A 24413-nucleotide genomic window follows, 5' to 3' on the forward strand; every position below is an offset into this window, starting at 1 on the left:
GTCGGCCGCGGCTTGGATGCTGGTGCTTCGACCGTCACGCGAGGATGGATGATGCCGTCACCTGAGCGCAGGCCGCTGATCGCCGTCGTCGGAAGTCTCGACCCCGCCAAGACGTATGCACCGCCGTTGCGCGGGGAGCTGGCCGCGGCCGCGGCCGCCTGCCAGGAACTCGGCGGTGCGCTGCTGCGTGACGGATGCGACCTCCTGGTCTTCTCCAGCAAGCCCGGCTACGCGGAGCGGTTGTTCGTCACCGGCTACGTCGGTGCGGCCGGTGCGGGCGCACCGGGCCGGATCGTCGCCCGGCCCGCTCGCGACCAGGACTTCACCGTCGACCTGCCGGCCGGGTCGTCGGTGGTCGTGGAGGTGGCGCGGGACACCAGCGCCGAGTGGGAGGTCGCGTTCTATCGTTCGCTGCTGGCCGCGGACGCGGTGGTGCTGGTCGGCGGCGCGCGCTCCACCCGGGTCGCCGGCATCGTCGCCATCGCCCAGGATGTGCCGGTGTTGCCGGTGGCGGCGTTCGGGGGCGGAGCGGGGCAGGTGTGGGTGAACCTCGACCGGGACCGCAACGGCATCACCGACGACGACGTCGCACTGCTCGGAGCGCCGTGGGACGAGCATTCCGCCATCCGGCTGGTCGCCTGCCTGCGCAGGGCGATCGAGCACGCGCGGCAGCAGCGGGATCGCCGCGAGCGGGCCGCCCGCGGGCTGGCCGCAATGGCCGGGTTCGGGCGGGCCGTCGCGGCTGCGGCACTGGTGGCGGCGTTCACGACGGTGGCTTTGGCCGGTCCGGCCGGGCCCGCCGGGCGGCTGGACATCGCTCTGCTGCTCGCCGGGCCGATGCTGGCCGCGGTTGCCGGTGCGGTCATCCGTGACTCGTTCGGCACCGACCAGCGGTGGACCCGCTCGGCCCTGCGTGGCCTGGGCGCGGCGGCGGTGTCGGTGCCGCTTTACATCGCCTCGCAGCTGCTGGCGGTGCCTGGGCTGCTTGACGATCTGGACGTGCGCCGGTTGCTGTTCTTCCTGGTCCCGCTCGGGTTCGCGGCGGGCTTCACGTTCGACCTGGTCTTCGACCGCATCCGCACGACGCCCGATCTCGTGCCCGGCCTGGCGAAGAGCCCGGCGGGCCCGGCGACGCCCGACCGGCCGGAGCCGTGACATCTGCGAGTGACGGAAGGGTGACCGCGGATTGGGTGTTCACCCGGCAATACCGTCCAAAATGGTCGCTTCTGAGGGGATGGCGTTCCCTCGCGACGGTCCACAGTTTAAGCTGAATTGCCGAATCCGCTCGCGGGGACACATCGAGCGCCTTCATTTCTGCTGAAGAAAATGAGGGTGGCAGTCGGGAAGTAGCACCACGGAAGGCGGCTCGAGTGTCCATGGACGGTGGCCCTGCGCCCGCGTTCGCGGAGCGCCACGACGGAGCGCGGGTCGCCTATGAGGTGACAGGTCACCCCGACGGCTACCCGGTCTTCCTCATGCATGGCACCCCTGGCTGTCGCATCGGGCCGAAGCCCCGCGGCATTTCGCTCTACCGCCGCGGCATCAAGCTCATCAGCTACGACCGCCCCGGTTACGGCTGGTCGGATCGCTGGAAGGGCCGCGGGGTGGCCGACGCCGCGCAGGACGTCGCCGCCGTCGCCGAGCGCCTCCACATCGACGAGTTCGCGATCATCGGCCGCTCCGGTGGCGGGCCGCACGCCCTGGCCTGCGCTGCCCTGATGCCCGATCGGGTGCGGCGAGTCGCCGTCCTGGTCAGCTTCGCGCCGGCCGACGATCCGCAGCTGGACTGGTACGAGGGCATGAACGACGACAACCGGCGAGGCTTCGGCCGGGAGGCTCCGGACAGCGCGGCCGTCGAGGCGGAGATCCGCGAACGGGCCCGGCAGACCATCGCCGATCCGCACTACCTCATCAACCACCTCCGGCGGCAGATGCCGCCGCGCGACCGGCAGACGATCAACCAGGTGGGGCTCCGCCTGAAGATCGTGGAGTCGCACCGCGAGGCCCTGCGCAACGGCTCCGACGGTTGGGTCGACGACGCTCTTGCCTTGCGCACCCCGTGGAACTTCGAGCCGGCCAAGATTGATACGGCGCGGACCGATGTGCTCATCTGGCACGGGGCCAACGACACCTTCACCCCGGTGAGCCACGCCCACCTGCTGGCCGGCCAGATCCGCGGCGCGCGCATCCACGTGTCCGCGGACGCGGCGCATTTCGACGCGATCGAGGCGCTTCCGGCCGTGCTGCCCTGGCTGGCCGGCGGCCCGCTCGCCGCCGACTCCACGCTGCTCACCACGCGCCGCTGAGCGGCACCGGCCCGGCGGCGACCGCCGATCGCCGCCGGAGCCCCGGTCAGTAGGGGTGCGGGTCGAGGATCCGGCGGATGTAGCGGCCGTCCTTCAACGCTGTCACGCTCGGGTGGTGCTGCCCGACTCGGCTGCCGAGCTGATCGATCAGCCGGGCCCGTTCGGCCCCGATCGTCCCACCGCCCGGTGACTCCTTCGCCAGAGCCAGATTGCCCCGGCTGCGCAGCGTGTCGGGGTGCGACTCGCCGAGGGTGTCCGCGAGGCGGCGTACAACCTCTTCCAGGACCTCCCGCGCTCCCGGCCGGCCGAGCTGGATGCCGAAAACCGCCAGGTTGTTCGACGCCGCGATCGTCAGCGGGTGCTCGGCGCCCAGCACTTCCTCGAGCCGCGCGGCCGACTGCGCCGAAAGCTTGTCGGCCGCCTCGCGCAGCTCGTCGGCGGCGGCGACGTTCCCGTCCCGGCGCAGCGCCACGGCGTTGTCCCACATGGCGACCGCCTGGTCGGCCCGGACCACCGGCACATAGGGGTGGTTCTCGTGGAACGAGGCGAGGAAGATGGCCTCGACAGCCAGCTCCTCGGCGAGTGCCTCGGCGGGAAGGCCGCGCATCTGCAGCGTCACCGCCCGCGCGAGCCGGATGAGGCCCGTGTCCGGGTGCTCGGCACCGAATCGGTCCTTCACACCGGCCACAGCCTCATCCAGAAGATCGGCCGCCTCGCCGATCTCGCCGGCCCCGCGCAGCGACGCCGCCAGGTTGGCCTGGGCCAGCAGTGCCTCACGCGAGTCGTTGCCGAACAGGAAGAAGTAGCCGGCGACGACCGCGCGCAGCCGAGTCACGGATTCGCCGTATTCACCCAGCTCCCGCAGGTCGCGGGCCAGGTTGTTGGAGGAGCGCAGGGTGCGGGCGTGGTCCGGGCCGGACACCGCCAGCCAGCTCGCATGGGTCGCCTCGTCCACAGCGAGCGCCCGGCGCGAGTCACCAGTGAGCCGGTACGAGGTGCCGAGGTTGTTGGCCATGCCGAGCGACATCCGGTCGTCGGCGCCGACCTCCCGGACCGAGATCTCATAGGTGATCTGGTCGCGGGCGAGCGCCTCCTGGTATCGGCCGACCGCGCGCAGGTCGCCGCCGAGTGCACCGGCGGTGAGCCGGGTGTGCGGGTGGCCGGCCCCGATCAGGGCCTCCTGCTGGGCCAGGGTCTCCTCGGTCAGCTGCAGCGAGTCGTCGAAGCGGCCCAGGCTGCGCAGCAGGTTGGAGCGGTGGTACCGCAGGTGCAGGAGCTGCAGTAGCAGCTGGCGGTGACGCGGGTCGTCCTCGGCCAGGGCGAGCAGCTGCGCCGACCAGGTCTCGTCAGCCGCCAGCGCGAGGTCCAGGCCCTGCTGGAATCCGCCGAGCAGGTAGATGTAGCGAATTCGGTCGACGACGAGCTGCCGGACGTCGCTGTCCTCGGACTCGAAGGCGGCCGACTGGTCGACGTGGGGCCACAGCACCTGCAGCCGGTGCAGCAGGTCCTCGACGTCGCCCGGCGGCCGCGAGGCCACGAGCAGCTCGTGGGCCTCGGCGCGGACGCCGCGCTCCAGCTCGGGGGTCATCCGGGCGCGCAGCGCGACCTGGACGAGGGTGTGCACCTGCACCAGGTTGGCCTGCTGGTCGAACTTGATCAGGGCGAGCCGGTTGAGTCGCTGCACCAGGCTGATCGCGATGTTGCGCTCGCTGACCAGGTCGGCCAGCTGCGCGGCGAGCTTCGGGTCGTGCCGGGCGATGATCCGGGCGACAGGGGCGCCGTACAGCAGGTCCAGCGAGATGTCCGGCGCGAGCACCGAGGCGACCTGGAGCAGCCGGAACGCGCCCGGGGACTCCTCCCTCAGGCGCTCCAGGGACACGCTGTAGACGTCGTCGCCGGCGCCGACGGCGTTGGTGAGCTCGGCGAGGTATTCGGCCGGGGGTGCGGTACTGTCGGCGATCCACGCACCGGCGAGCGCCACGTGGATCGGCATGTTCTGCACGGCCCGCGCCACTTGCTCGGCATCGGCCGGCGCGATGCGGGCCAGGCCGACGCGGCTGACGAGGTGGTCGACGCTCTCCGCCAAGTCGAAGCGCTCGACCGGTACAAGCGAGGCGACGTCGCCGAAGTCGCCGCCCCGGATCGTGGTGATGAGCACCTGCCCGTCGCCGCGCGGCAGGTAGCCCCGGATGTGCTGGTATTGCTCGACACTGTCGAACACCAGCAGCCAGCGCAGCGGCCGCTCGTCGACTCGGGCGAGGCGCTGCAGTACCGACCTGACCCGGTCCGGGATGTTGGGCTGGGCCGGCAGGCCGAGCACCTCGCCAAGACCGCTGAACCGGACGTCGACGAACTGCGGCGGGTGCGCGCTCACCCACCACACGACGTCGTAGGCGCCGCGGAAGCGGTGCACGTACTCGACAGCCACCTGGGTCTTCCCGATGCCGCTCGGGCCGTGCAGGGCGACCGGAACGCCGCGTGCCGCTGCCGCCTTCAGCTCGTCGCGCAGTCGGCGTAGCAGCGGCGCCCGGCCGGTGAAGCGCGGGTTGCGGTTGGGGGCGTTGAACGCCTGCGGTGCCTCCGACGGGAGGCGGGCCAGGCGCCCGGCGGCCGCGGCGTCGCCCTGGAGGCCGAAGAGGCTCAGCACCCGGCGCGCGGCATCCTCGGCCGACAGCCCGTGCACCGAGGTCCAGTTCTCCGGGGCCACGTTGGGCAGCCGGCGGGAGTCCAGGTAGACCACCATGACCGCCGGGCCGTCTTCGACGGCCGGCGGCTCGGAGGTCTGCGACACCAGCAGCACCTGCCGCTCCGCGGTGCTGGTGCCGCCCTCGTCGGCCGGGTCGACGACGGGAATGCCGGCCGAGCCGAGCACCGCCTGCACCCACTCGGCCCACGCCTGATCCTCGGCCGCGTAACGGATGACCGTCTCCCGCTCGGCGGTCGCCGCCTTGCGGTCGAACCGCGCCAGCGTGCGGCGGCGCAGCGTGTCGGGCATCGGTGGCAGCGACGTCACCCGGCCACCGGTGATGTACGAGGTCAGAGTCTCGTAGGCGGACAGCAGCGTATAGGTGGCGCCCTGCTCCTCGCCGAAGGTCGCGAGCGTCTCCTCGAAGGCGAAGAATTTCCGGTACGGCACCTCGACGGTCAGCCAGTAGGTGCGCCGCTCGGCCTCGGTCATGCCCGCAGGCAGCCCCGGGAACGTGCGGCGGGCCAGCGCCCGGCCCGCGTCTGCCTTCTCCATCTCGCCGTCGTCTACCCGCATCGGCACCGGCAGTACCCGGCGGGTGCGGCGGGTGGCCTGATCGGGCTGTTCCGGCTGCTCATAGTCCGCGACTCGCCGGGCGATCGTCGCGGCACCCTCGATGCCCTGGTCGCTGAGGGTGAAGCAGTCGACGAGCACATCCGGCAGATGCAGCGTGCAGATATCGGCGACATCGCTCAGCCCGGTGCGGCTGTCGATGAGCACGTAGTCGTAGTTGGCCTTCATGTCCTCGCGCAGCGCGTCGAGGAACTGCCCGCCGCCGACGGCGAAGAACTGGTCCCACGGCAGCGCGGCGACCGTCGTCGCATAGTCGAGGTTGTGCCGGCCGGCGAGCATGAGGTCGATTGACCCTTCCGCGGGGAACGAGCTCCACTGCAGCGAGAACGCGTAGAGCCCGACCTGTGCGTACTCGCGGTACCAGTCGTCCGGGCGCGCCTCGTGGCCCTGGTCGAGCCGGGTCGCCTCGTCGAGCGCGGCCCAGGCGTATTCACCGATGAGGTCGGCCGCTCCGCCTGTCGTGCGGACCATGTTCTCGTCGAGGAACGGCCGGAAGAAGCGTGGCAGGCCGGGCGCCTCCAGGTCCCAGTCGGCGACCAGAACCTTGTAGCCGTTGGCAGCGAGAATCCAGGCGACATTGGCCAGCGCCATTGTCCGGCCGGTGCCACCCTTGTATGAGTAGAACGTGATGACTTGACCGTCGCGCTTCGTCATCCTGCCTCTTCCGTTTCGGGCCGTACCACGCTCGGGGGCGGCTCGGTGGCGACACCGGGCCGCAGACTCATCCGCTGGCCGGGCTGCGGCCGGTTCCGGACGACGTGCTGGGAATACAGGTTGCGGGCCCGCAGGACCGCCTTCGGCACCTCGCGCCCGAGTTGCCCGACACTGGCCACGAGCGTCGGCCCGCGCCCGCGCAACTGCTGGGCGACGGCGCCGTCGGGGGCCCGGCCGCCATCGCCCGGCACCACGATCGGCACGGCGTAGGCCGGCAGCTCGGCGAAGGCGTCTCGTGCGGCCGCGGCGTCTGCCGTGCCGTCGACGAGCACGACCAGCGGTCCGGGCAGGTCCGTGCCGATCGTGCCGGGCGCCACCACGCGGGTGGGCATGCCCAGCCGCTCCGCGGTCTCGGCGACGTAGTCGGCGAGGGGGAGCGCGTAGCCGAGGCCGGAGTACGGATGCCAGTCCGTCGGGGCCGGTGCCAGCACCGACACCGTGAGCCGGAAGCCGCTGCGGCGCTGCGGCACCGACGGCGGCGCGGTCGGCTCCGCGGACGCCTCCGGTGACAGCCTGCGGGCCGCCGGGGCCGTCACGATCCGGGTGGCGAGGGTCTGCACGATGCCGCCGTACTGGGCCTGGTATGCGGTCAGTCGGCACATCATCTGCAGCCCGAACTCGCGGTAGACGGCGGCCTCGGCGCCTTCCGGTGGCGGCTCGGCGGCCACGGCGATCGCGGCGCTGGTCTCCGGGCGCCGCTCCCACGGCGGTAGCGGCGTCCACAGGACCGGCACGATGTGTTGCGCGGCGGCGGCCGCGTCCAGCCCGGCCCGCTGGAGCCGCTGCTCGAACGAGGTCCGCTCGTTCAGTGCCCAGGAGCTGTTGAAGTATCGCGGGGAGTAGAGCGGGACCAGGACCTGCGCGGTGCCGAGCGCCGCGGCCGTGGCCTGCCGCACGCCGGTGCCGGCCGGGAGGAGACCGTCGAAGAACCCCGCGCCCAGCGCCGGGTCGCGGTCCGGGTGGCGGCGCACCGCCTCGGCCAGGTCGTCGAAGAATCGGCGGATCCAGAACTCCGGGTCCGGCGCCGACTCCTCGTCGAACAGCGGTGAGCTGCGGGCATAGCTGAGGTAGAAATACAGATCGCTGCTGACCGGCGCTCCCATCACACCTCCCCGAAATCGGTGCGGAGGTCGCTGACGGCGAACGTCTGCGGCTCCACCCAGCGCTCGTTGTAGGCGTCGACGATGGACCGGGCCAGCAGCCAGATCACGGCCTCGAGGCTGCCGCTGGTCGAGTTGTCGAGCCAGTACAGCCCGTGGATGCCCTCGGTGAGATACAGCTGCTCGGCGGGGCCGGAGCGTGGACCCGGGGTGAACCGCTGCACCGAGCGCAGCGCCTTCGGCAGCCGGGACCCGCCGCGTAGCGCATAAGGGTTCCACAGCACCTGCAGCACCGAGGTGCGCCGGTCCGCCCCGGGGATCCCCGGGTTGGGCACCGGCCGGCGGCGGGTGAAGGCGTCGAACTCGCGGGCGCACCAGTCGCTGGTGAGGTAGCCGGGTGTGAGCAGCACGACGAGGACCTGGCAGTGGCCGATGGCGAAGCCGAGTTCGTCGCTCCATCGCTCGCCGCCGCCGAGCCCGCGGTCGATGAAGCCGGCTGGCCGGTCCTCCAACGCCATCGACTCGTTGACCAGGCCCGACAGTCGCATGAAGAAGTCATAGACCGGCTTGTCGAGGTCGTTCTGGGCGCCGTGCAGGGGCTGCGCCCGGGAGTAGCTGAGGAAGAAGACGGGCTCACCGGGGACCGGCTCCGGCCGCCACGGCCGCCGGCCCGGAGCAGCATCGGGCTGCTCCACCGCCGAACTGTCATGCGTCACTGGCCGCTCCACGTCGACAAGGGCGTGCTGCAAGGACCACCGTAGTCGTGGGCGGTGGCCGGAACGTATCACGACACCGGCCACTGTCCGTGGTTCGTCCGTCCGAGGGCACGATCGACGAACGGTCACCGGTTACCATCCGTCGAGCGACGCGCGGAGCCGCCGGGTGAAGCGGGCTCCGTCCGCGGTCAGCCCAGGCCCGTCGAGCAGGAGGTCCAGCACCCCGGCCGCGTTGGCCTGGTACTGCCGGGCCTGGTGCGCCGCGCCGGGCTCGGCGCGGCGCCGCCGCAGATCGCCGACGGCCGCGAACGCGTAGGCGCCCTGCAGCGCGGCCTCGACCGGACGGGGATCCCGCAGCCAGGGCACGGGCACCAGACGCCGGTCATCCCGGTCGATCAGCGAGCAGATGTCGAGCGCGATGTACAGCTTGAGGTGCTGCACCTCGTGCACGAGCAGCTCGGCCAGCGTGGCCGGGTCGTCGGCCGGGCTGAGGGCGACGGCACCGAACGCGCGGCGAGCGGCGGCGCTGCGCAGGCCGGCGCCCGGCTCAGCGGGCAGCGGCACGACGGCCCGCAGTGTGCCCCGGATGCCGGGCAGGTATTCGGGGGCCTCGTCTTGCAGCCAGCGCAGCGCGCCGTCAAGACGCGCGACCCACTGCTCGGCCTGGTCGTCGTCGAGCGGCGGCGCCGGGGCGTTGACGCCGCCGAAGCAGTCGCGGTGCGGGTCGCCGTCCTCGAGCAGGAGGTCGAGCCCACCGGCCGCGACGCGGCGCGAGGCCCGCCAGGCCGGGTCGCCCGGCGGCCGGCCGAGTCGACCATCCACAATGGACACGGGGAGTCGGTCGGTGCCGTCCGCGGCCGCGAACGCGCCGAGGCCGGGCAGGTGGGCGCGGCCGTCGTGCACCGGGACGACGAGGTCGGCGGTGACTCCGGCCCGCACCGCGGCGGCCGCGGCGATCCCGGCCAGCTGGCCGAGGCCCGCGCCGCGTATCGGGGCCGGCCTCGGCTCGTCGGGCAGGCTCGCCATCCACTCCCGCAGGAACGGGTGGTCCAGCACGGTCCGCACCGCAGTCCGGTGGTCCAGGTCCAGCCGAAGCAGCAGGTCCCAGGCCGGGCCCGCCACCGGGTGGGCCGCCGCATGGGGGGCGAGCAGCGTCAGGCGGGCCCGCACGATGGACAGATTGGCGCCCGCCAGCCGCGCGGCCGTCGCGGCGGTGCCGTAGCCGGTGGCCAAGTCGTCGAGCACGGTCGCGGGCAGGCCGGGCGGGCGCGGTCGCAGGTCTGTGACAAGTGCTTTGAGGTCGGCGCAGTACACGGACGGGTTGTCGAAGCCGCTGCCGGCCCGGTAGCGGTGCGCGAAGTGTCCGCCGCCGCACGCCTGCACCACCTCGCAGGCCTGGCACGTGGCGCTGAGGCCGGCGACACCAGCTTGGCGGAGCGCGATCATCGGGTGCGCGGCGACGTCGTCCACGGTGTTGGTGACGATGTCGAGGCCGGTCTGAGGGGCCCCGTCGTAGGCGGACTTCAGCGCGTCGACCTGCTCGTAGCTGCCGTCGGCCTCGATCACCACCAGCGCGGCGGGGGAGAGGCCGAGTGCTTCCGTGTCGCTCGCCCCGCCGGCGGTCGTGGCCTGCGCTGCGTCCAGCAGCCGGACGCGGACCGGGCTGCCCGTCCGCAGCCGGTGGCGGTGCACCGCGAGGAGCCAGTCGGCGTAGGGTGCCGGCACCCCGGCGGGTCGCTGCGGCGGGCGGTCCCAGTTGGCGTGGGGCAGCAGGAAGTCGATGCGGGGCGGCCGCTCCCGGGCGAGGGCGTCGAAGACGGCGACGGGGTCGTTGGCCAGGTCGACGGTGCACAGCAGCCCGGTGTAGATCTCCTTGAACTCGGGCCGGCGCAGCAGCGTGAGGGCGTCGCGGACGGCGGCGTGGCTGCTGCGTCCGTTGGCGTAGAGCCGGTACCGGTCGTTGGCGGCGGCGTCGCCGTCGAGCGAGACGCTGAGGCGGACGCGGTGGGCCGCGAAGAGCTTGCACAGCTCCTCGTCCAGCAGCACACCGTTCGACTGGAGGCTGAGCTCGGCCCGGCCGCCGAGTGCCGACCGCAGCGCCTGGATGATCGCCTCCAGCCGCTTCTGGCCAGCCAACAGCGGCTCGCCGCCGTGCAAGATCACTCGGACCTGCGCCAGGCCGTGCGCGTCGGCGTGCTCGGCGATGCGAGCCGCTGCCAACTTGACGGTGTCCTCGGCGATGAAGAGCGGCCGCCGCATCCAACTGTGGTCCGGTGACTCGTAGACGTAACAGTATTTGCAGGCCAGGTCGCAGCGACTGGCGACCTTCAGCACGAATTGACTGATGGCGCCGTCGCCCTTGGGCGGCGGCACGGCGGCGGCCGGTGCTACAGCGATGCGCCGAAGGCCGCGACGGGCAGCGGCGCCTCGTCGTCGGGCCGGCGATCGTTGCAACGGAGCAGGTTTTCCGCGAGTTCGGCCGGGATGTCGCCGAGCGGCTGGTCGAACGGGTCCAGCGCCTGCGCCTGACCCTGTTCATGGACGGTGCTTTGCACAAATCCCCCAAGAACTCATGAGTGGCCAGACGGTGACCCCCCTCGATTAGCATAAGAGATACGTGCCGTGATGTCACCGGTACCGAAAGTGGAAAGCCTGGCTGTGGTCGCTGCTAGGCGCGGCTGTAGCGGTGTTTGACCCCGGCCGGGAACCAGTCGGGGTCGGCGGGCTCGCGTAGTTCGACGATCGGTGTCTGGTACCGCTCCGGCACGTAGTTCGCGAACTCGCTGTTCAGCCGCAGCAGCGCGGCCCGGATCGCGGCCGCGAGCGCCGCGGTGTCGGGGGCGGGCCGGTCCGGGGCGCGCTCCACGACGACGGCGAAGCGGCGCTCCTCGTCGGCCTCGGTGCGCACCTGCATGACGAACTTGCCGGTGATGTCGTCGGCGATGTCCGGATGTTCGAGGGCGACAGAGACGTTCTCCGGGAAGATGTTCGCGCCGAAGTACGACACCGTGAACAGTGAACGCCCGAACACGAACACGAACGGACGCTTGTCGCCGTCTCGGGGCGTGGGATCGAACCCGTTCGCGCGGCAGAACGCGACGACATCGGCGTGGGTGAGCAGGCCGCCCTCGTCGGCGATGTGGTAGCGGATCAGGGGCACGCCGCCGTCGCCGGTGAACAGCAGTGTTCCTTCGTGCGTTTCGAAGAAGCGGGTCATCGGGTCGTACTGCACGAGCGTGGGCATTCGCGCATCGCCGAACAGCTCCCGGGCCAGCTCGGGCCGCCCGGCGACAAATCGGCGCACGCGCACGCTCATCGGTGTCTCGTTGCCGAGCACGCCCGCGTCCGCCGTCCCGTACAGCGAGACCGAGGCCCGGTCCACATCGGACACACCGGTCCGCCGCCCCATCAGGTCCCGCCACGCCTCGCTGAACACCTCACCGGCCAGCAGCAGCCGCACCCCGAGCGAAGGCCAGTCGACCCCGCGGCGCACCCCCTCGTCGACGGCGTTCTTCACGAACGGCGGGTATCCGGCCAGCACGGTCCGCTCGTACCGCGGCCCCAGCTCACCGACCACCCGCAGGATCTCGTCGACGCTGTTGCCGGGCGTGGCGACCGTGACCGGATAGCCCTTGGCGGCCAGGTGCCGGCACGCGTCCGCGGTGTACATGCCGCCGACCCAGCTGCCGAGTGCGAAACACACAACAACGAGCGTCGGGTGTACCGCCTGCGAGCCCGGCTCCGCACACATGTGCACGAGCGCATCCTCGAACCGCCGCGCGACCGCGAGCTCGTCGACGACCGACCGCGGCCAGATCGTCGGCTGTCCCGAGGACCCGGACGAGACGGCCACGGTGTCGTTCCCGTCGAGCCGCCCGCCCCGGCACCGCTGCGGCAGTGGAAACTTCCGCAGGTACGACTCCTTCGTGACCAGCGGCAACTGCGCGAACTGCGCGGTCGTGCGCACGCCGGCCGGGTCGACACCGTGCTCGGCCAGGAACGCCCGATACGCGGGCACGGTGGCCGCGACCTCGTGGAACAGCTCGAGGGCCCGGGCCGCCGGATCCCCGGGCAGCGGTCCGGCCGGAGCCGTGTAGAACTCGGCCAGCCGCTCCAACGTGCGCGCCGCGCGCTCATGCATGTTCGGACGCTACCGTGTCGCCGGTAAGATCTGGCAACTGCTGCGCGGGTTCTGGTAGCGGCTCCACCGGCGGCGTCGGCCTCAAAACGGACCGTGATCTGCGGGAACTGACGTGCGGGCCGCGCGCGGATGCATGTTCGGACGCTTCCGTGTCGCCGGTAAGATCTGGCAACTATGGCGCGCATTCTGGTAACCGGCTCCACCGACGGCATCGGCCTCAAAACGGCTCGTGATCTGCAAGAGCTCGGGCATGACGTGGTGTTTCACGCGCGCAGCCAGGAGCGCGCGAATGCGCTCGAGGGTTCGCCGGAGGGGCTCGCGGGCAAGCCCGAAGTGCTCGTCGCGGACTTCGGCGACCTGGAGCAGACCCGGGCGATGGGGCGCTCGGCGGGCGCGTTCGACGTGGTCATCCACAACGCCGGGATCGGCGGGCAGCCCGAGCGGGTCGAGACCGGCGACGGGATCGAGCGCACGTTTCAGGTCAATGTGCTCGCGCCGTACATCTTGACCGCGCTCATGCCGCGGCCGCAGCGCCTGATCTATCTGACGTCGGGGCTCGAATCCGTCGGGGTGGCGAATCTCGGCGATTTGCAGTACCAGAGCAGGCTTTGGCACGGAATGCAGGCTTATAGCGACAGCAAGTTGCACGATGTGGCGCTCGCTTTCGCCGTGGCCCGGCTCTGGCCCGAGGTGCTGAGCAACGCCGTCGACCCGGGCTGGATCCGCACGAAGCTCGGCGGACCGAACGCGACCGACGACCTCCCGGAGGGGGCGGAGACGCAGGTCTGGCTGGCCACGGGGGACGGCGACGCGCTCGTGACCGGGAAGTACTTCAAGCGGCGCCAGGAGCTGCCGGCCAACCCCGCCGCGAGCGATGTGCAGTTTCAGGACGGACTGTTGCAGGCATGCGCACAGCTGACGGGTGTTTCGCTGTGAAGTACGCAATCGGGCTGCCGACGGTTGGCCCTTTCGGCAATGTTCGTGCACTGCTGGAGCTCGCCGTCGCCGCCGAGGAGCACGGCTGGGACGGCGTGCACCTGTGGGACCACCTGCTGTACCACGACGAGGACTGGCCCGTCGCCAGCCCGACCGTCGCCGCCGCCGCGATCGCCGCGGCCACCACCCGCCTGCGGATCATCCTCACCGTCGCCGTGCCGCGCCGCCAGGTGCAGGACGTCGCGCAGGACACCGCCGGCATCGACGCGCTCTCCGGGCGCCGCCTGACGCTGGTGGCGACGCTCGGCTCGATCGACCGCGAATACAGCGACTTCGGCCTCGACCCGGACCTGCGCGTCCGCGGCCGGGCCATGGACGAGCGCCTCGACCGCCTGCAGGAGCTGTGGCGGGAGTGGTCCGCGCCGCCGATCCCGATCTGGTGCGCCGCGAAATGGCCGCGCACGGTCGGCCTGCGCCGCGCCGCGAGGTTCGACGGTGCCATGCCGATCTTCGAGGATCAGCGCGTCGCACCGGTACCAGTGGAAGCGTTTTCCGGCGCCGCTTCGTTCGTGCCGGGCAAGGATGTCGCCCTCGAGGGCTTCACCGACGGCCCGGCCGACGCGCCCCGCTTGACGCCGTACGCCGACGCCGGCGCGACCTGGTGGATCGAGGCCCTGGGCTATTGGCGCGGCGACCTGGATGCGGCCAGGACCCGGGTCGCCGCCGGCCCGCCGCGAGCCTGAACCACGGCGAGTATCCGAAAGGCGACATTCGGTATTCGTGCCGGGTGTGTGTCCGTCCTCCCGCAGCACTCGACAAGAGGGGGAGGGTATGCACCCGACAATCACCGCGGTCCAGCCGGCGGTGCCGCCGTCGCGAGCGGCTGAGCTGACGTCACCCGAGCACATCACGGCCTGCCTGGCCCAGCTGCAGGCCGGCGTCGAGGCCGACCTCGAGGCGGCCTTCGACGACCTGTTCCGGAAGCGCCCCGCCGGGCTCACCGACGCGGCCCTCGGTGCGGCCCGCAAGCAGTGGCTGGACGCCGCCTTCGCGGTGCCGCAGTTCGCCGCCGTGGCCGCTGAGCACCCGCGCGTCTGCGCGGATCTGCTCATCGCGTGCATCGATCTGACGCAGGACGCACAAACGAGCACGGTGCCGGTCGCCGGTGATTGGCCGGCCGCGCCGCTCGCCGCGCTCGGCAACCAGCCCGGCGTCGCGGCGTTGGTGCTGGCCCGGCGCTGGAGGAGGCCCGATCGGCTCGGCGCCCGAGTGCTGGCATGGCTGCTCGACAGCCTGAGCTCGCCGGCCGGCCTGCCTATGCTCAACGATCCCGGCAACGGGCTCGCGGCCATAGCGTGCAACATGCTGTGGGTCGGTGTCGCCGACGCCGCGCCGCTGTGCGCACTCATCAAGGCCGGCGCCGACACCGGCCTCGCCAAGGAGATCGGGCTGGAGGCCGACCTGAACCAGCCGCGCGAAGGGGTCTACAGCGGGTTCGTCCAGCCGCTCGAGCACGTGCTCGCGAAGTACGTCGGCCCGGTCGGCGACCCGTCACTGCACCAGACCCTGACCGTCACCGAGCAGGGCCGGTTGCAAAAGGCGGCGGTGGTACTGCAAGCGCTGGCCACGCGCGGCAACACGTCGATCCTGACCAGCTACGCCGAGGTCCGCAAGTCCGAACTGGTGGTCGGGTTCGCCGACCGGCCGGGGTCGATCTGGGGCTTCGAGCACCTCCGGTTGCCCTACGTCCAGGCCGCCCACGCGACCCCCGGCGGCAAGCGGCCGATCCGGATGCTCGAGCTGTGGAACGCCGTCTATCAGGCGCTGGGCGCGGCCGCGTTCACACAGCTGCTGGCCGACCCGCAGACGAAGATCAAGCAGATCGTCGACCAGGCGATCGCCGAGACGCAGGAGGCGATCGACCGGAACTCGCCCTGGATCGCGGGGTACGGCAGTGCCGAGTTCCTCCAGGAGTTCAGGGTCCAGTGCACGGCGTACCTGCAGCACCTGGCGACCACCGACCCCACCGCGAAGTTCCTGACCGCGGAGGCGCGCGGCCACACGTGGGGCAAGTACACGGGGGCGTTCGCGTGCAAGGCCGGTCTGTGGTGGGCCGAGCGCGAGGGCCAGACCGTCTACTACTGCCTGGACGGGATCAAGCGCGACGACGTGATCAATTACAAGCGGTTCAAGACGAAGGCCATCAACACGTACCTGCGGACCGGCGGGCGCCCCTACAACGAGGCCATCACCCTCGCCGAGGTCCGCGAGATCCTCGGCCGGTGGAGCACGCTGGGCCGCATCGTCGTCTTCGTCCGCAAGGGCCAGATCCTCAAGGGCGACGCCCTCAACGAGGTGCTGGGCTGGATTCCGCTCATGCTCAAGGCCGACGCGCAGGTGGAGACCCGCCTGGCGCCGCCGAAGGCCACCTTCGCGGTCCAGGCCCGGCGCCTGGGCGACGACCTGCTCAACACCCGCAGTGACACCGAGATCATGCAGATCGTGGCCCGTGCGGAGCTGGTCGTCATGGCCGCCGGCGCGCAGGCCGAGCTGCTGTCCGGGTGCCTGTACGACCAGGGCAGCAACATCCTGTTCAAGGCCGGCATCATCCCGTGGGGCCTGCGCAGCGACTACAGCGGGCTGCTCGCGACGCGCGATGCCAAGGAGCGGCTCGCCAAGGCCGCCCGGATCGAGCAGCGCTACGGCGACGGCCGGGTGCCCGCGTACCTCTGGAACGCCATCCTCGCGGCCGTCCAGCGCTTCGCCAAACTTCAGTAGCGGTCGTTGCCTCAGTAGCAGTTGTTACTGAACCGGACGTAGTTGGAGGTGCGCGCGCTCGGCGACGTCACCGTGAACCAGAAGTCCGTCGTGGCGGGCTTGGCGCCGATGCCGACGCTGAGCCCGAGGCTGGTCGAGTAGCCGCCGTTTTGAGCGGTCCCGGTGTACGCGCTTCCGTTGAACCCGTCCGTGGAGTGCATCTCGAACCGGACCGCCGCTGTCGGTGTGCTCGTCGTGATGGTGACGTACACGGTGACGGGCGTCGACGAGGGTCCGCAGTAGCCGTTGAAGCTGGTCGAGCTCAACGACAGCGACGCACCGGTCGCGGCGGCTGCGGCCGGTGCGGGCGGCGGTGGCTTCGGCGCGGCCGCGGTCGTCGCCGCCGGTTTGGGAGCGGGCCCGGCCGTCGTCCTGGCCACCTCGGGCTCGGCGGCCGGGTCGGCGGCCGCGGTGGTTCGGGCGGGCCCGCTCCCAAACCGGCGGCGGCGGCCGGGGTGGCACTGCTCGGCACCGGTGGCTCGCTCGTCGCGGCGGCGCTGGCCGGCGCCGCGACGGCCGGCATGACGGGCTCCTGGGCGACCTTCGGCGGCTCGGCACCGGGGCGGGCCAGGATGCCGACAACGACGAGCAGGCTGAGCACGCCCGATCCTGCCAGGACGGCGGGCTTGCGCAGCCACGGCGACCGGCTTTCGAGCGACCGGCTTTCAGGCGCGCTGTCCTGGTGTGCGCTGTTCGAAGGTGCGCTGTCCGAGAGTGCGCTATTCGAAGGTGCGCTGTTCTGGGGTGCGCTGTTCGAAGGTGCGCTGTTCTGGGGTGCGCTGTTCGGAGGTGCGCTGTTCTGGTGTGCGCTGTTCAAGGGTGCGCTGTTCTGGGATGCGCTGCTTTGCGGTGGCGCGACCGCTGAGCCGGCGTCGAGGCCACCCTCGAGGCCACCGTCGAGGCCACCGTCGGGACCTGGGTCCAGGTCGGCGTCGGTGAGGGTGTCGTTCGGCGGCTGGTCGGGTTTCAGGTCGTGGTGCGCCGTCGGCCCGTTGTCGGGTGCCTGGTCGGGCGTGAGCTCGTGGGCCGTGGCGGCGTTGTCCGAGGACTGGTCCGGCGGCTGCTCGGGTGTGCGTTCGTGCACCGGGGCCTGCAGGTTGCCACCCTGCGCGTTTTGTCCGTGCGCGTTTTGTGCGTGCGCATTTCGTCCATGCGCGTTTTGTGCGTGCGCGTTTTGTGCGTGCGCGTTTTGTGCGTGCGCGTTCTGTGCGTGCGCGTTCTGTGCGTGCGCGTTCTGTCCATGCATGAGCACGCGGCCGGGTGTGAACAGTTCGGCCAGTGTCTTGGGAGTGGTTTGCACGTCGGTGCTCGCGGCGAGCAGGGACGCTCTGGCCGCCGGCCCGCGCAGACGATGCGCGGGATCCTTACTTAGGAGGCCGTCGATGACCGCGGTGAGCGGCCCGGCGCGCTCCGGCCGCGGATGCTCCTCGGTGGCCGCGGCGAACAGCCCGGCGAGGGCGTCCTCGGCGATGGCGAACGGGTTGCGGCCCTCGACGGCGAAGTACAGGGTCGCGCCGAGCGAGAAGTAGTCCGCCTCCGGCCCGGCCTTCCCGGTCCGCAGCCGCTCCGGCGCGATGTACCCGGGCGATCCCAGCAGAATCCCGGTCCGCGTCAACGTCCCGGTCCCGAACGCCGCCGCGATCGAAAAATCCGCGAGCAGAACCGTGCCATCAGTTTGCACGAGCACGTTCGACGGTTTCACATCCCGGTGCACGATTCCCGCCGCGTGCGCCGCCTCGAGCGCGTCGGCGAGGGCGAGCCCGACCCGGGCCGCCGCGGCCGGTGCGAGCGGCCCGTCGGCCCGCACCACCTGGTCGAGCGACCGGCCCTCGACGAGCCGCATCACGATCCACGGCCGCCCGTCGTGGACGACCACGTCGTGCACGGCCACGATGTGCGGGTGATCGAGCCTGGCCGCACTGCGCGCCTCGCGCATGGCCCGGTCGGTGAGCTCGGCCCGCTCCTCATCGGACACCGAAGCCGGGAACCGCACCTCTTTCACCGCCACCGCCCGTTCGAGCGTGAGATCGACGGCCCGCCAGACGGTACCCATCCCACCGGCCCCGATCGGCTCCTCGAGCCGATACCGCCCAACCAGCGTGCCGCTCAACCCACTGCTCCCACCCGAACCGGCTCCGGTGTACGCCAACAGTCCACCACGCAGCGTGAGCGGAACCGCCCGGCGAAACGGCCGGTTCCGCCCGCCTGAACGACGTCCCCCGTCCGGTGCGGCGGCCGCCACCGCTGACCGTCCGGGTCGCCGCTTCACTCTCCGTCGATCGTCCGGGCCGCGAGGGGGTCGCAGCCGACGGCCTGGCCGCTCGGCGGCATGACCGGGCCGAGGTCGTGCGGCTCGACGATGTAGGTGATCCCGTCGTGCGCGGTGCGAGGTCCGGCGGTCAGCAGTGCGCTGGGATGGGGTCGCAGCCGACGGCCTGGCCGGGAACGTACACATCCAGCCGTGCACGGTCCCACACTGCGCGCCGCACGGTTGTGAGCGGAGCGGGTAACGGGCGGTAACAAACGGGCGATGTGGCGGCAACACCGGGTCGCGAGCATGGGGGCAGTACCGCCGACGAAGGGACCTCCGCCGTGCGCAGCACTCCGCGCTTCCTGCAAGGTGTCTACAGCTTCGAGGGCAAGGGGCTCGACGCGCCGGCGCTGCTCGACGCGGCGCTCAGCTACGTGGTGCCGGACGGGGTGACGGCGCAGACGGTGTACCTGCGGGCCGGCAACGCCGCACCGGAACTGGTGTATCTGGTGCTCGTGCGGGACGGGCAGCCGATGCGGTACTTCCCGATCGGGGCCAAGAGCAGCACGCACGTCGCGTTGCGGGTCGTCGAGGACCTCGATCCCGGAACCGAGATCGCGCTGCACGCGGCGGCGCCCGCCGGGGTCGGCGCGACGGTCGTGGTCGACCTGGGGCTGGTGGAAGTCGCATGACGAAGCAGCGGCTCGTGGTCATCGGCAACGGTATGGCGGGGGCGCGGACCGTCGAGGAGATCCTGCGGCGCGGCGGGGGTGAGCGATTCGACATCACGATGTTCGGTGCGGAACCGTACGGCAACTACAACCGCATCCTGCTGTCCAATGTGCTCAGCGGCGCCGACGACGAAGCCGGGATCTTCCTCAACGATCTGCAGTGGTACCGCGACCACGACATCGAGCTCAAAGCGGGCGCGCGGGTCACGCGGATCGACCGGTTCGGCAAGGTCGTGTACGCGGAGGACGGAACCGAGCGCCGGTACGACAAGCTGATCGTCGCCACCGGCAGCCAGGCGCACGTGCCCGACATCCCCGGCATCCGGCACCCGAACCGGGGGTACCACCAGGGCGTCTTCACCTTCCGCACGCTCGACGACACCCGGGCGATGATCCGCTACGCGCGCGAACACCAGCGCGCGGTCGTCATCGGCGGCGGCCTGCTCGGCCTCGAAGCCGCGCGCGGGTTGCAGGCGCACCTGCCGCACGTGACGCTCGTGCACTCCGGTTCGCACCTGATGCACGCACAGTTGGACGCGCAGGGCGGTGCGATTCTGCAGCGCAGTATCGAAGCGCTCGGGATTCACACCATCACCGGGGCCCGGACCACCGAGATCCTCGGGCGGACGGCCGTCACGGGGGTGCGGCTGCGCGACGGGCGGGACCTGCCGTGCGACGTGGTCGTCGTGGCCGCCGGGATCCGGCCCGACGCCGAGCTGGCCGCGGCCAGCGGGCTCATCGTGGAGCGCGGGATCGTCGTCGACGACCGGATGCGGGCCCTCGACGAGCCCGACATCTACGCCGTCGGCGAGTGTGTGCAGCACCGCGGGGAGACGTATGGGCTGGTCGCGCCGCTGTGGGAGCAGGCCCGCGTGCTCGCCGACCAGATCACCGGGGCCGACCCGGGCGCCGAGTACCACGGGACCAGGACCGCGACCAAGCTCAAGGTGGCCGGCGTCGACGTGGCGTCGATGGGGCTGCGCGAGGGGGAGCGGGACGACGACGAGACAGTCGTGTTCGCCGAGCCGCGCCGCGGGGTCTACAAGAGCGTCGTCATCCGCGACGGGCGGCTCGTCGGCGCGACCCTCGTCGGTGACGTGCGCCGGGTGGCGTTCCTGACCCAGGCGTACCACGAGGGGCGGCCGCTGCCGCCGGAGCGCGCCGAGCTGCTGTTCGACCTGGGCGCGCCGGACGATGCGCAGGCGATCGCCGAGCTCGCCGACGACGCGCAAGTGTGCAACTGCAACGGGGTGACAAAACGACAACTGGTCGATGCGCGGGCGCGCACCGTGCACGCGGCGATGGAGACGACCCGGGCCGGTAAGGGGTGCGGGTCGTGCAAATCGCTCATCGCGCAGATCGTCGAGTGGGCCGCGGGTGGCGCGGTGTCCGAGGACCCGGCGGCTTCGTGGTACGTGCCCGGAGTACCCATGGACAAGGCGTCCTTGATGGTGGCGATCCGGGAACAGGGTCTGCGGTCGGTGTCGGCGGTGTTCGCGGCGCTCGCACCGGACGGGGCCGAGGACGCGCGTAGCAAGATGGGGCTGGCGTCGCTGCTGCGCATGATGTGGGGCGCGGAGTACATCGATGAGCGGGATGCGCGTTTCATCAACGACCGCGTGCACGCGAACATCCAGCGCGACGGCACGTTCTCCGTGGTGCCGCAGATGAAGGGCGGCGTCACGACCCCGGCGCAGCTGCGGCGGATCGCCGAGGTCGCCGAGAAGTACGAGGTGCCGATGGTGAAACTCACCGGCGGGCAGCGCATCGATCTGCTCGGGGTGCGCAAGGAGGACCTTCCGGCGATGTGGGAGGACCTCGAGATGCCGTCGGGGTGGGCGTACGGGAAGAGTTTCCGCACCGTGAAGACCTGTGTCGGGGCCGAGTTCTGCCGCTTCGGGCTCGGCGACTCCACGGCGCTCGGGATCGCGATCGAGGAGCGGTACCAGGGCATCGAAGGCCCCGGGAAGTTGAAGCTCGCCGTCACCGGCTGCCCCCGCAACTGCGCCGAGGCCTACGTGAAGGACCTCGGCGTGGTGGCCATCGAGGGTGGTCGCTGGGAGATCTATGTCGGCGGGGCGGCCGGTGCGCATGTGCGCAAGGGCGACCTGCTCACCACCGTGTCCACCGGGGACGAAGTGCTCACCCTGACCGGACGGTTCATCCAGTACTACCGGGAGAGCGCGAACTGGCTGGAGCGAACATATTCGTGGGTGCCGCGGCTCGGTATCGAACACATTCGTGCAGTAGTGGTCGACGATGCGATGGGCTGGGCCGCGCGGCTGGACGAGGCGATCGCGGCTTCCGTCGCCGCGTACCGCGATCCGTGGCTCGAACGTCGCGAGAGCGCCACCCCGGGCCAGTTCCGCCGCGCGCTGCCGCTCGTGGTGGTGAACCGGTGATCCGGCTGGCCGACATTCCGGTGGGGGAGGGCCGTGCCTACGACGTCGACGGCGAACTCGTGGCCGTTTTTCATCTTCGCGACGGTACCGTCAAAGCCGTCTCTGGAATTTGCCCTCATGCCGGCGGACCGTTGGCCGACGGGTTGACCGACCTGCGACAGGTAGTCTGCCCGCTGCACCAGCACGCGTTCGACCTGAGCACGGGCTGCTCGACGACGGGCCAGCCGGACCTGACGGTGTACCCCTCCACAGTGGACGAGGAGGGGCACGTCGTCGTCAGCTCCCGGACGTCACGATCAGTGTGACGATGAGCAGGAACAATGCGAGCGGGATGCACAGACCGATGATCGCCATCGGCCGAGACAGCAGCGGCTTGCCCGGGTCCATCGGTTGCTTGCTCGCGCCGTAGGGTGACGGCTGCGGTGCGGGCAGGTTCGCCACTTTGTCGCGCTTGACGACGTTGATGAGCACGGTGATCGGCGTGATGATGAAGGACGCGTAGCCCCACCAACCTTGCACGAGTGTGCGCGCGGTCATTGAGCGAAACGTCGACAGGCCGCAGTCGCGACAGAACGGTCCGTCGAGCGACAGGAACCGCATGAGCAGGATCATGCCCTGATGCCCGCGGAACTTGACGTTGGCCGCGGGCACGCTGCCGCAGAACCGGCACTGCACGGGCGGCGCGCCTTGGGGCTGTTGTGCCTGGTACGGCTGCGGTTGGTAGGGCTGCTGCGCCTGGTACGCGGGCTGCGTCTGGTACCCCTGCTGCGCTCCGTACGGCGGTTGCGCTTGGTACTGGGGTTGCGGCTGTGTTTGTTGTGGCTGCTGTGCCTGGTACGGCTGCGCTGGGTATGACTGTTGTGCCTGGTACGGCGGTTGCGCGGGGTACTGCGGCTGGGTCATCTGACACCTCTTGGACTCCGGGGACGGGCCATGGTACTGCCGATCGGCCCGCTCGCGTTGCCCCGTTTTCGGTCACTTGATGAAGGTCAGCATCGCGTCGAGGACCTCCGCCGGATACTGCACGTGCGGGTAGTGCCCGGCGCCGGCGATCATCTCCAGCCGCCCGAGCCCGGCCGGCAGTGCGGCGACGATGGCCTCGCCCTCGGCCTGCGGTGACACCCAGTCCGGGTCGAGCGAGCCCTCGATGATCAGGACCGGGCAGCGGACGTTGCCCAGCTGCGCGGCGGCGTCCTTGGGCGCGGACCGGCCCATCTTCTGCATGGCCCGCATGCGCCCCGGCTCGCGCATCATGGCGTCGATCCCGCTGATGCTGGCGTGCCAATCCGCGGGCTTGCGGCCAGGGTAGGCGATGTCGAGGTACTGCTTCCACAGCCGGACGCTGCCGAACAGTCCGGATCCGAGCAGTCGGAACGCCCCCTTGCGGTACCTGGCGACGCGGAAGTCACCAAGTTTGATCGCCTGTGCACGAGTGAACGGCGCCAGCTCGACAATCGCGCTGAACAGCTGCGGCGCTGTGGCGGCGGCGATCGTGGCCGCCCCGCCGGCGATGGAGTGCCCGACCAGTACCGCCGGACCACCGAGGTGCTCGACCAGGGCGATGAGGTCGCCGGCGATGTCGGTCCGCGAGTAGGAGGCCCACCCGACGCTGGACTCACCGCATCCGCGCAGGTCAACCGCGGCCACCCGGTATCCGGCCGCGACCAGTTCGGGCGTGATGAACCGGTACGCCTCCCGGCTGTTGCCCATCCCGGGAGCGAGCACGATGAGCGGCCCGTCCCCGCTGACCTCGTAGGCGAGGGTCCCACCGTCGACGTTCAGGAACTCGGTCATGTCAACCTCCGTATTGGCTAATTGCGTTAGCTTTAAGCTAATGGCATTAGCCAGCACGTGTCAACCCGGCAGTGGGCCTAGCCACACCGCGACCGTGGCCGTAGCCGGATACCGCCAAGTCCTGCCTGCTCATAGCGTTCTGGGCATGGAAAACAACGAGCAGATGCGCATCGACCGGCAGTTCGGCACCGTGGTCCGCGAGGGCGCCTGGCTGGTCCCGCCCCGCGTGGAGGTCCGCCTGGCCGCCGCCAATGCGCGCCTGGACTTCACGGCGGCCGTCCCCACCTCCACCACCGTGGACCTGGACGTGGATCTCGGTCTGGGCAGCGAGCTGACTTTGGTGGTACCGCCCGGAGTCAAGGTCATCGCCGACGACCTGGACGCCCGCCAGGGCGACTACGAGGTCCGGACGATGCCCGACCCGAACGCCGATGTGCATCTCACGGTGCGTGTTTCCGGCCGCCTGCACGCCGGCGGCGACCTGATCGTCCGAGCCCCGTAGCGCAACCTGGACCAGTGGCTCCGCCCTAGCCGCGCCACCTGAACCCGGCTCAACCTCGCGTTGTGCTCAGCTCGATGACGCGGTCCGGTGCATTCAGGTCGGGGTCGGGGGCCGGTCTGGGGCGGAGCCGGAAAAGGCTTGCGAGCAGGGCGCCGGCCGCGGCGGCTACGAATATGTGCAGGGTTTCGGCGTCCTGGTCATGGAACGGCACTGGCATCGGTACCACTACTGTGCGGGTCGGGGTGCTCGAGCCCTCCGGCTGGGGCGGTGACGCCGCGGCTGGGGTGGCTCCGATGAAGGCGACAGCGGCAGCCGCGGCCGCCGCCACTGCGGCGGTGGTCGTGGCGGCCAGGCGGGCCGTGCGGTGGGCGGCTCGGCAGGCCGTGGGGCGGGCGGCTTGGCGGGCTGCGTGGCGGGCGGCCAGGGGGGCCGTGCTGCGGGCGGCTTGGCTGAGGGAGGTCGGCATACCGTTCAGGGTCGCGGTCTCGGGCGGGTGGGGGCATCGGGAACGACTTCCCCAGTTTCTGGCCCGGCACCCCCGGGTTGCCGCGGGCGCCGCCGATATTGCAAGTCGATCCCAGGTTGGCATTAAAGATCTTTCGGTTTTTGGGTGATGGTCATAGTCGTAGGCCGGTGTGGTCGAGGAAGTTGAAACAGAGTCGGTAGCTGCTGCCGATGCGGTGC

20 protein-coding genes and 1 pseudogene are annotated in these 24413 nt (G+C 71.1%); 10 read left to right on the forward strand and 11 right to left on the reverse strand.

What is annotated here, in order from left to right:
- The first annotated feature begins 51 nt into the window (after positions 1-51).
- Positions 52-1155 carry a hypothetical protein gene (locus ACIA8L_RS45835; protein WP_395914935.1) on the forward strand — a complete coding sequence of 368 codons (1104 nt, stop codon included), beginning with the start codon at positions 52-54 and terminating at the stop codon, positions 1153-1155.
- A gap of 221 nt (positions 1156-1376) precedes the next feature.
- On the forward strand, positions 1377-2306 hold the full coding sequence (locus ACIA8L_RS45840; RefSeq protein ID WP_395914937.1) for an alpha/beta fold hydrolase: 930 nt from the start codon (positions 1377-1379) through the stop codon (positions 2304-2306).
- Between the two features lie 46 nt (positions 2307-2352).
- Here the strand turns inward: ACIA8L_RS45840 and fxsT are convergent, their stop codons facing one another.
- From fxsT to ACIA8L_RS45870, 6 genes are all read right to left on the reverse strand, one after another.
- Positions 2353-6279 carry an FxSxx-COOH system tetratricopeptide repeat protein gene (gene fxsT, locus ACIA8L_RS45845; RefSeq protein ID WP_395914938.1) on the reverse strand — a complete coding sequence of 1309 codons (3927 nt, stop codon included), beginning with the start codon at positions 6277-6279 and terminating at the stop codon, positions 2353-2355.
- Positions 6276-7442, reverse strand: a complete 1167-nt coding sequence (locus ACIA8L_RS45850; RefSeq protein ID WP_395914940.1) for a TIR-like protein FxsC — start codon at positions 7440-7442, stop codon at positions 6276-6278. Before ACIA8L_RS45850 ends, fxsT begins: the two co-directional genes overlap by 4 nt.
- Complete coding sequence (locus ACIA8L_RS45855) at positions 7442-8155, reverse strand: TIR domain-containing protein (RefSeq protein ID WP_395914942.1); 714 nt, start codon at positions 8153-8155, stop codon at positions 7442-7444. The genes ACIA8L_RS45850 and ACIA8L_RS45855 overlap by 1 nt, the downstream gene beginning before the upstream one ends.
- A gap of 132 nt (positions 8156-8287) precedes the next feature.
- A complete protein-coding gene (locus ACIA8L_RS45860; RefSeq protein WP_395914944.1) occupies positions 8288-10489 on the reverse strand; it encodes an FxsB family cyclophane-forming radical SAM/SPASM peptide maturase in 2202 nt (733 codons plus the stop codon).
- A gap of 53 nt (positions 10490-10542) precedes the next feature.
- On the reverse strand, positions 10543-10710 hold the full coding sequence (locus tag ACIA8L_RS45865; protein WP_395914946.1) for a hypothetical protein: 168 nt from the start codon (positions 10708-10710) through the stop codon (positions 10543-10545).
- Positions 10711-10823: 113 nt separating this feature from the next.
- Positions 10824-12296 carry a phenylacetate--CoA ligase family protein gene (locus tag ACIA8L_RS45870; RefSeq protein ID WP_395914948.1) on the reverse strand — a complete coding sequence of 491 codons (1473 nt, stop codon included), beginning with the start codon at positions 12294-12296 and terminating at the stop codon, positions 10824-10826.
- Positions 12297-12470: 174 nt separating this feature from the next.
- Here ACIA8L_RS45870 and ACIA8L_RS45875 point away from each other — a divergent pair, with 174 nt between their 5' ends.
- The 3 genes from ACIA8L_RS45875 (at position 12471) to ACIA8L_RS45885 (ending at position 16010) form a co-directional block, all read left to right on the forward strand.
- Complete coding sequence (locus ACIA8L_RS45875; protein WP_395914950.1) at positions 12471-13232, forward strand: SDR family NAD(P)-dependent oxidoreductase; 762 nt, start codon at positions 12471-12473, stop codon at positions 13230-13232.
- A complete protein-coding gene (locus tag ACIA8L_RS45880; RefSeq protein ID WP_395914952.1) occupies positions 13229-13975 on the forward strand; it encodes an LLM class flavin-dependent oxidoreductase in 747 nt (248 codons plus the stop codon). Before ACIA8L_RS45875 ends, ACIA8L_RS45880 begins: the two co-directional genes overlap by 4 nt.
- A gap of 88 nt (positions 13976-14063) precedes the next feature.
- The gene (locus ACIA8L_RS45885; protein WP_395914954.1) at positions 14064-16010 is read left to right on the forward strand and encodes a hypothetical protein; all 1947 of its coding nucleotides are present in this window, start codon (positions 14064-14066) and stop codon (positions 16008-16010) included.
- 11 nt (positions 16011-16021) lie between these two features.
- On the opposite strand, the gene ACIA8L_RS45890 is transcribed toward ACIA8L_RS45885, so the two are convergent.
- Complete coding sequence (locus ACIA8L_RS45890; RefSeq protein ID WP_395914956.1) at positions 16022-16315, reverse strand: hypothetical protein; 294 nt, start codon at positions 16313-16315, stop codon at positions 16022-16024.
- An 865-nt stretch (positions 16316-17180) separates the two neighbouring features.
- Here ACIA8L_RS45890 and ACIA8L_RS45895 point away from each other — a divergent pair.
- Positions 17181-17297 carry a hypothetical protein gene (locus tag ACIA8L_RS45895; protein WP_395914971.1) on the forward strand — a complete coding sequence of 39 codons (117 nt, stop codon included), beginning with the start codon at positions 17181-17183 and terminating at the stop codon, positions 17295-17297.
- A gap of 106 nt (positions 17298-17403) precedes the next feature.
- Here the strand turns inward: ACIA8L_RS45895 and ACIA8L_RS45900 are convergent.
- Positions 17404-18504 (reverse strand): annotated as a pseudogene (locus ACIA8L_RS45900) (serine/threonine-protein kinase); the annotation flags it as partial.
- Between the two features lie 137 nt (positions 18505-18641).
- Here ACIA8L_RS45900 and ACIA8L_RS45905 point away from each other — a divergent pair.
- Genes ACIA8L_RS45905 through ACIA8L_RS45915 form a run of 3 tightly spaced genes read left to right on the forward strand, consistent with a single transcriptional unit; the run spans position 18642 to position 21738 of the window.
- Entirely contained in the window at positions 18642-18992 is a 351-nt protein-coding gene (locus ACIA8L_RS45905; protein ID WP_395914958.1) for a molybdopterin oxidoreductase, read from the forward strand.
- Entirely contained in the window at positions 18989-21433 is a 2445-nt protein-coding gene (nirB, locus tag ACIA8L_RS45910) for a nitrite reductase large subunit NirB (protein ID WP_395914959.1), read from the forward strand. The genes ACIA8L_RS45905 and nirB overlap by 4 nt, the downstream gene beginning before the upstream one ends.
- Positions 21430-21738 (forward strand): Rieske (2Fe-2S) protein, encoded by a 309-nt coding sequence (locus tag ACIA8L_RS45915; RefSeq protein WP_395914961.1) that lies wholly within the window; start codon positions 21430-21432, stop codon positions 21736-21738. The genes nirB and ACIA8L_RS45915 overlap by 4 nt, the downstream gene beginning before the upstream one ends.
- Here ACIA8L_RS45915 and ACIA8L_RS45920 read toward each other — a convergent pair.
- Together ACIA8L_RS45920 and ACIA8L_RS45925 are read right to left on the reverse strand one after the other, a co-directional pair.
- Positions 21710-22336: a hypothetical protein gene (locus tag ACIA8L_RS45920; RefSeq protein WP_395914963.1), complete on the reverse strand. Its 627-nt coding sequence runs from the start codon at positions 22334-22336 to the stop codon at positions 21710-21712. The genes ACIA8L_RS45915 and ACIA8L_RS45920 overlap by 29 nt on opposite strands.
- A 72-nt stretch (positions 22337-22408) precedes the next feature.
- Entirely contained in the window at positions 22409-23227 is an 819-nt protein-coding gene (locus tag ACIA8L_RS45925) for an alpha/beta fold hydrolase (protein WP_395914964.1), read from the reverse strand.
- 145 nt (positions 23228-23372) lie between these two features.
- On the opposite strand from ACIA8L_RS45925, the gene ACIA8L_RS45930 reads away from it, so the two are divergent.
- Positions 23373-23729, forward strand: a complete 357-nt coding sequence (locus ACIA8L_RS45930; protein ID WP_395914966.1) for a hypothetical protein — start codon at positions 23373-23375, stop codon at positions 23727-23729.
- Between the two features lie 49 nt (positions 23730-23778).
- Here the strand turns inward: ACIA8L_RS45930 and ACIA8L_RS45935 are convergent, their stop codons facing one another.
- Positions 23779-24195, reverse strand: coding sequence for a hypothetical protein (locus ACIA8L_RS45935; RefSeq protein ID WP_395914968.1), 417 nt, complete (start codon positions 24193-24195; stop codon positions 23779-23781).
- Between the last annotated feature and the right edge of the window lie 218 nt (positions 24196-24413).

Origin of the sequence: Dactylosporangium sp. NPDC051541 (assembly GCF_044454505.1) — a bacterium.
Lineage (GTDB): Bacteria > Actinomycetota > Actinomycetes > Mycobacteriales > Micromonosporaceae > Dactylosporangium.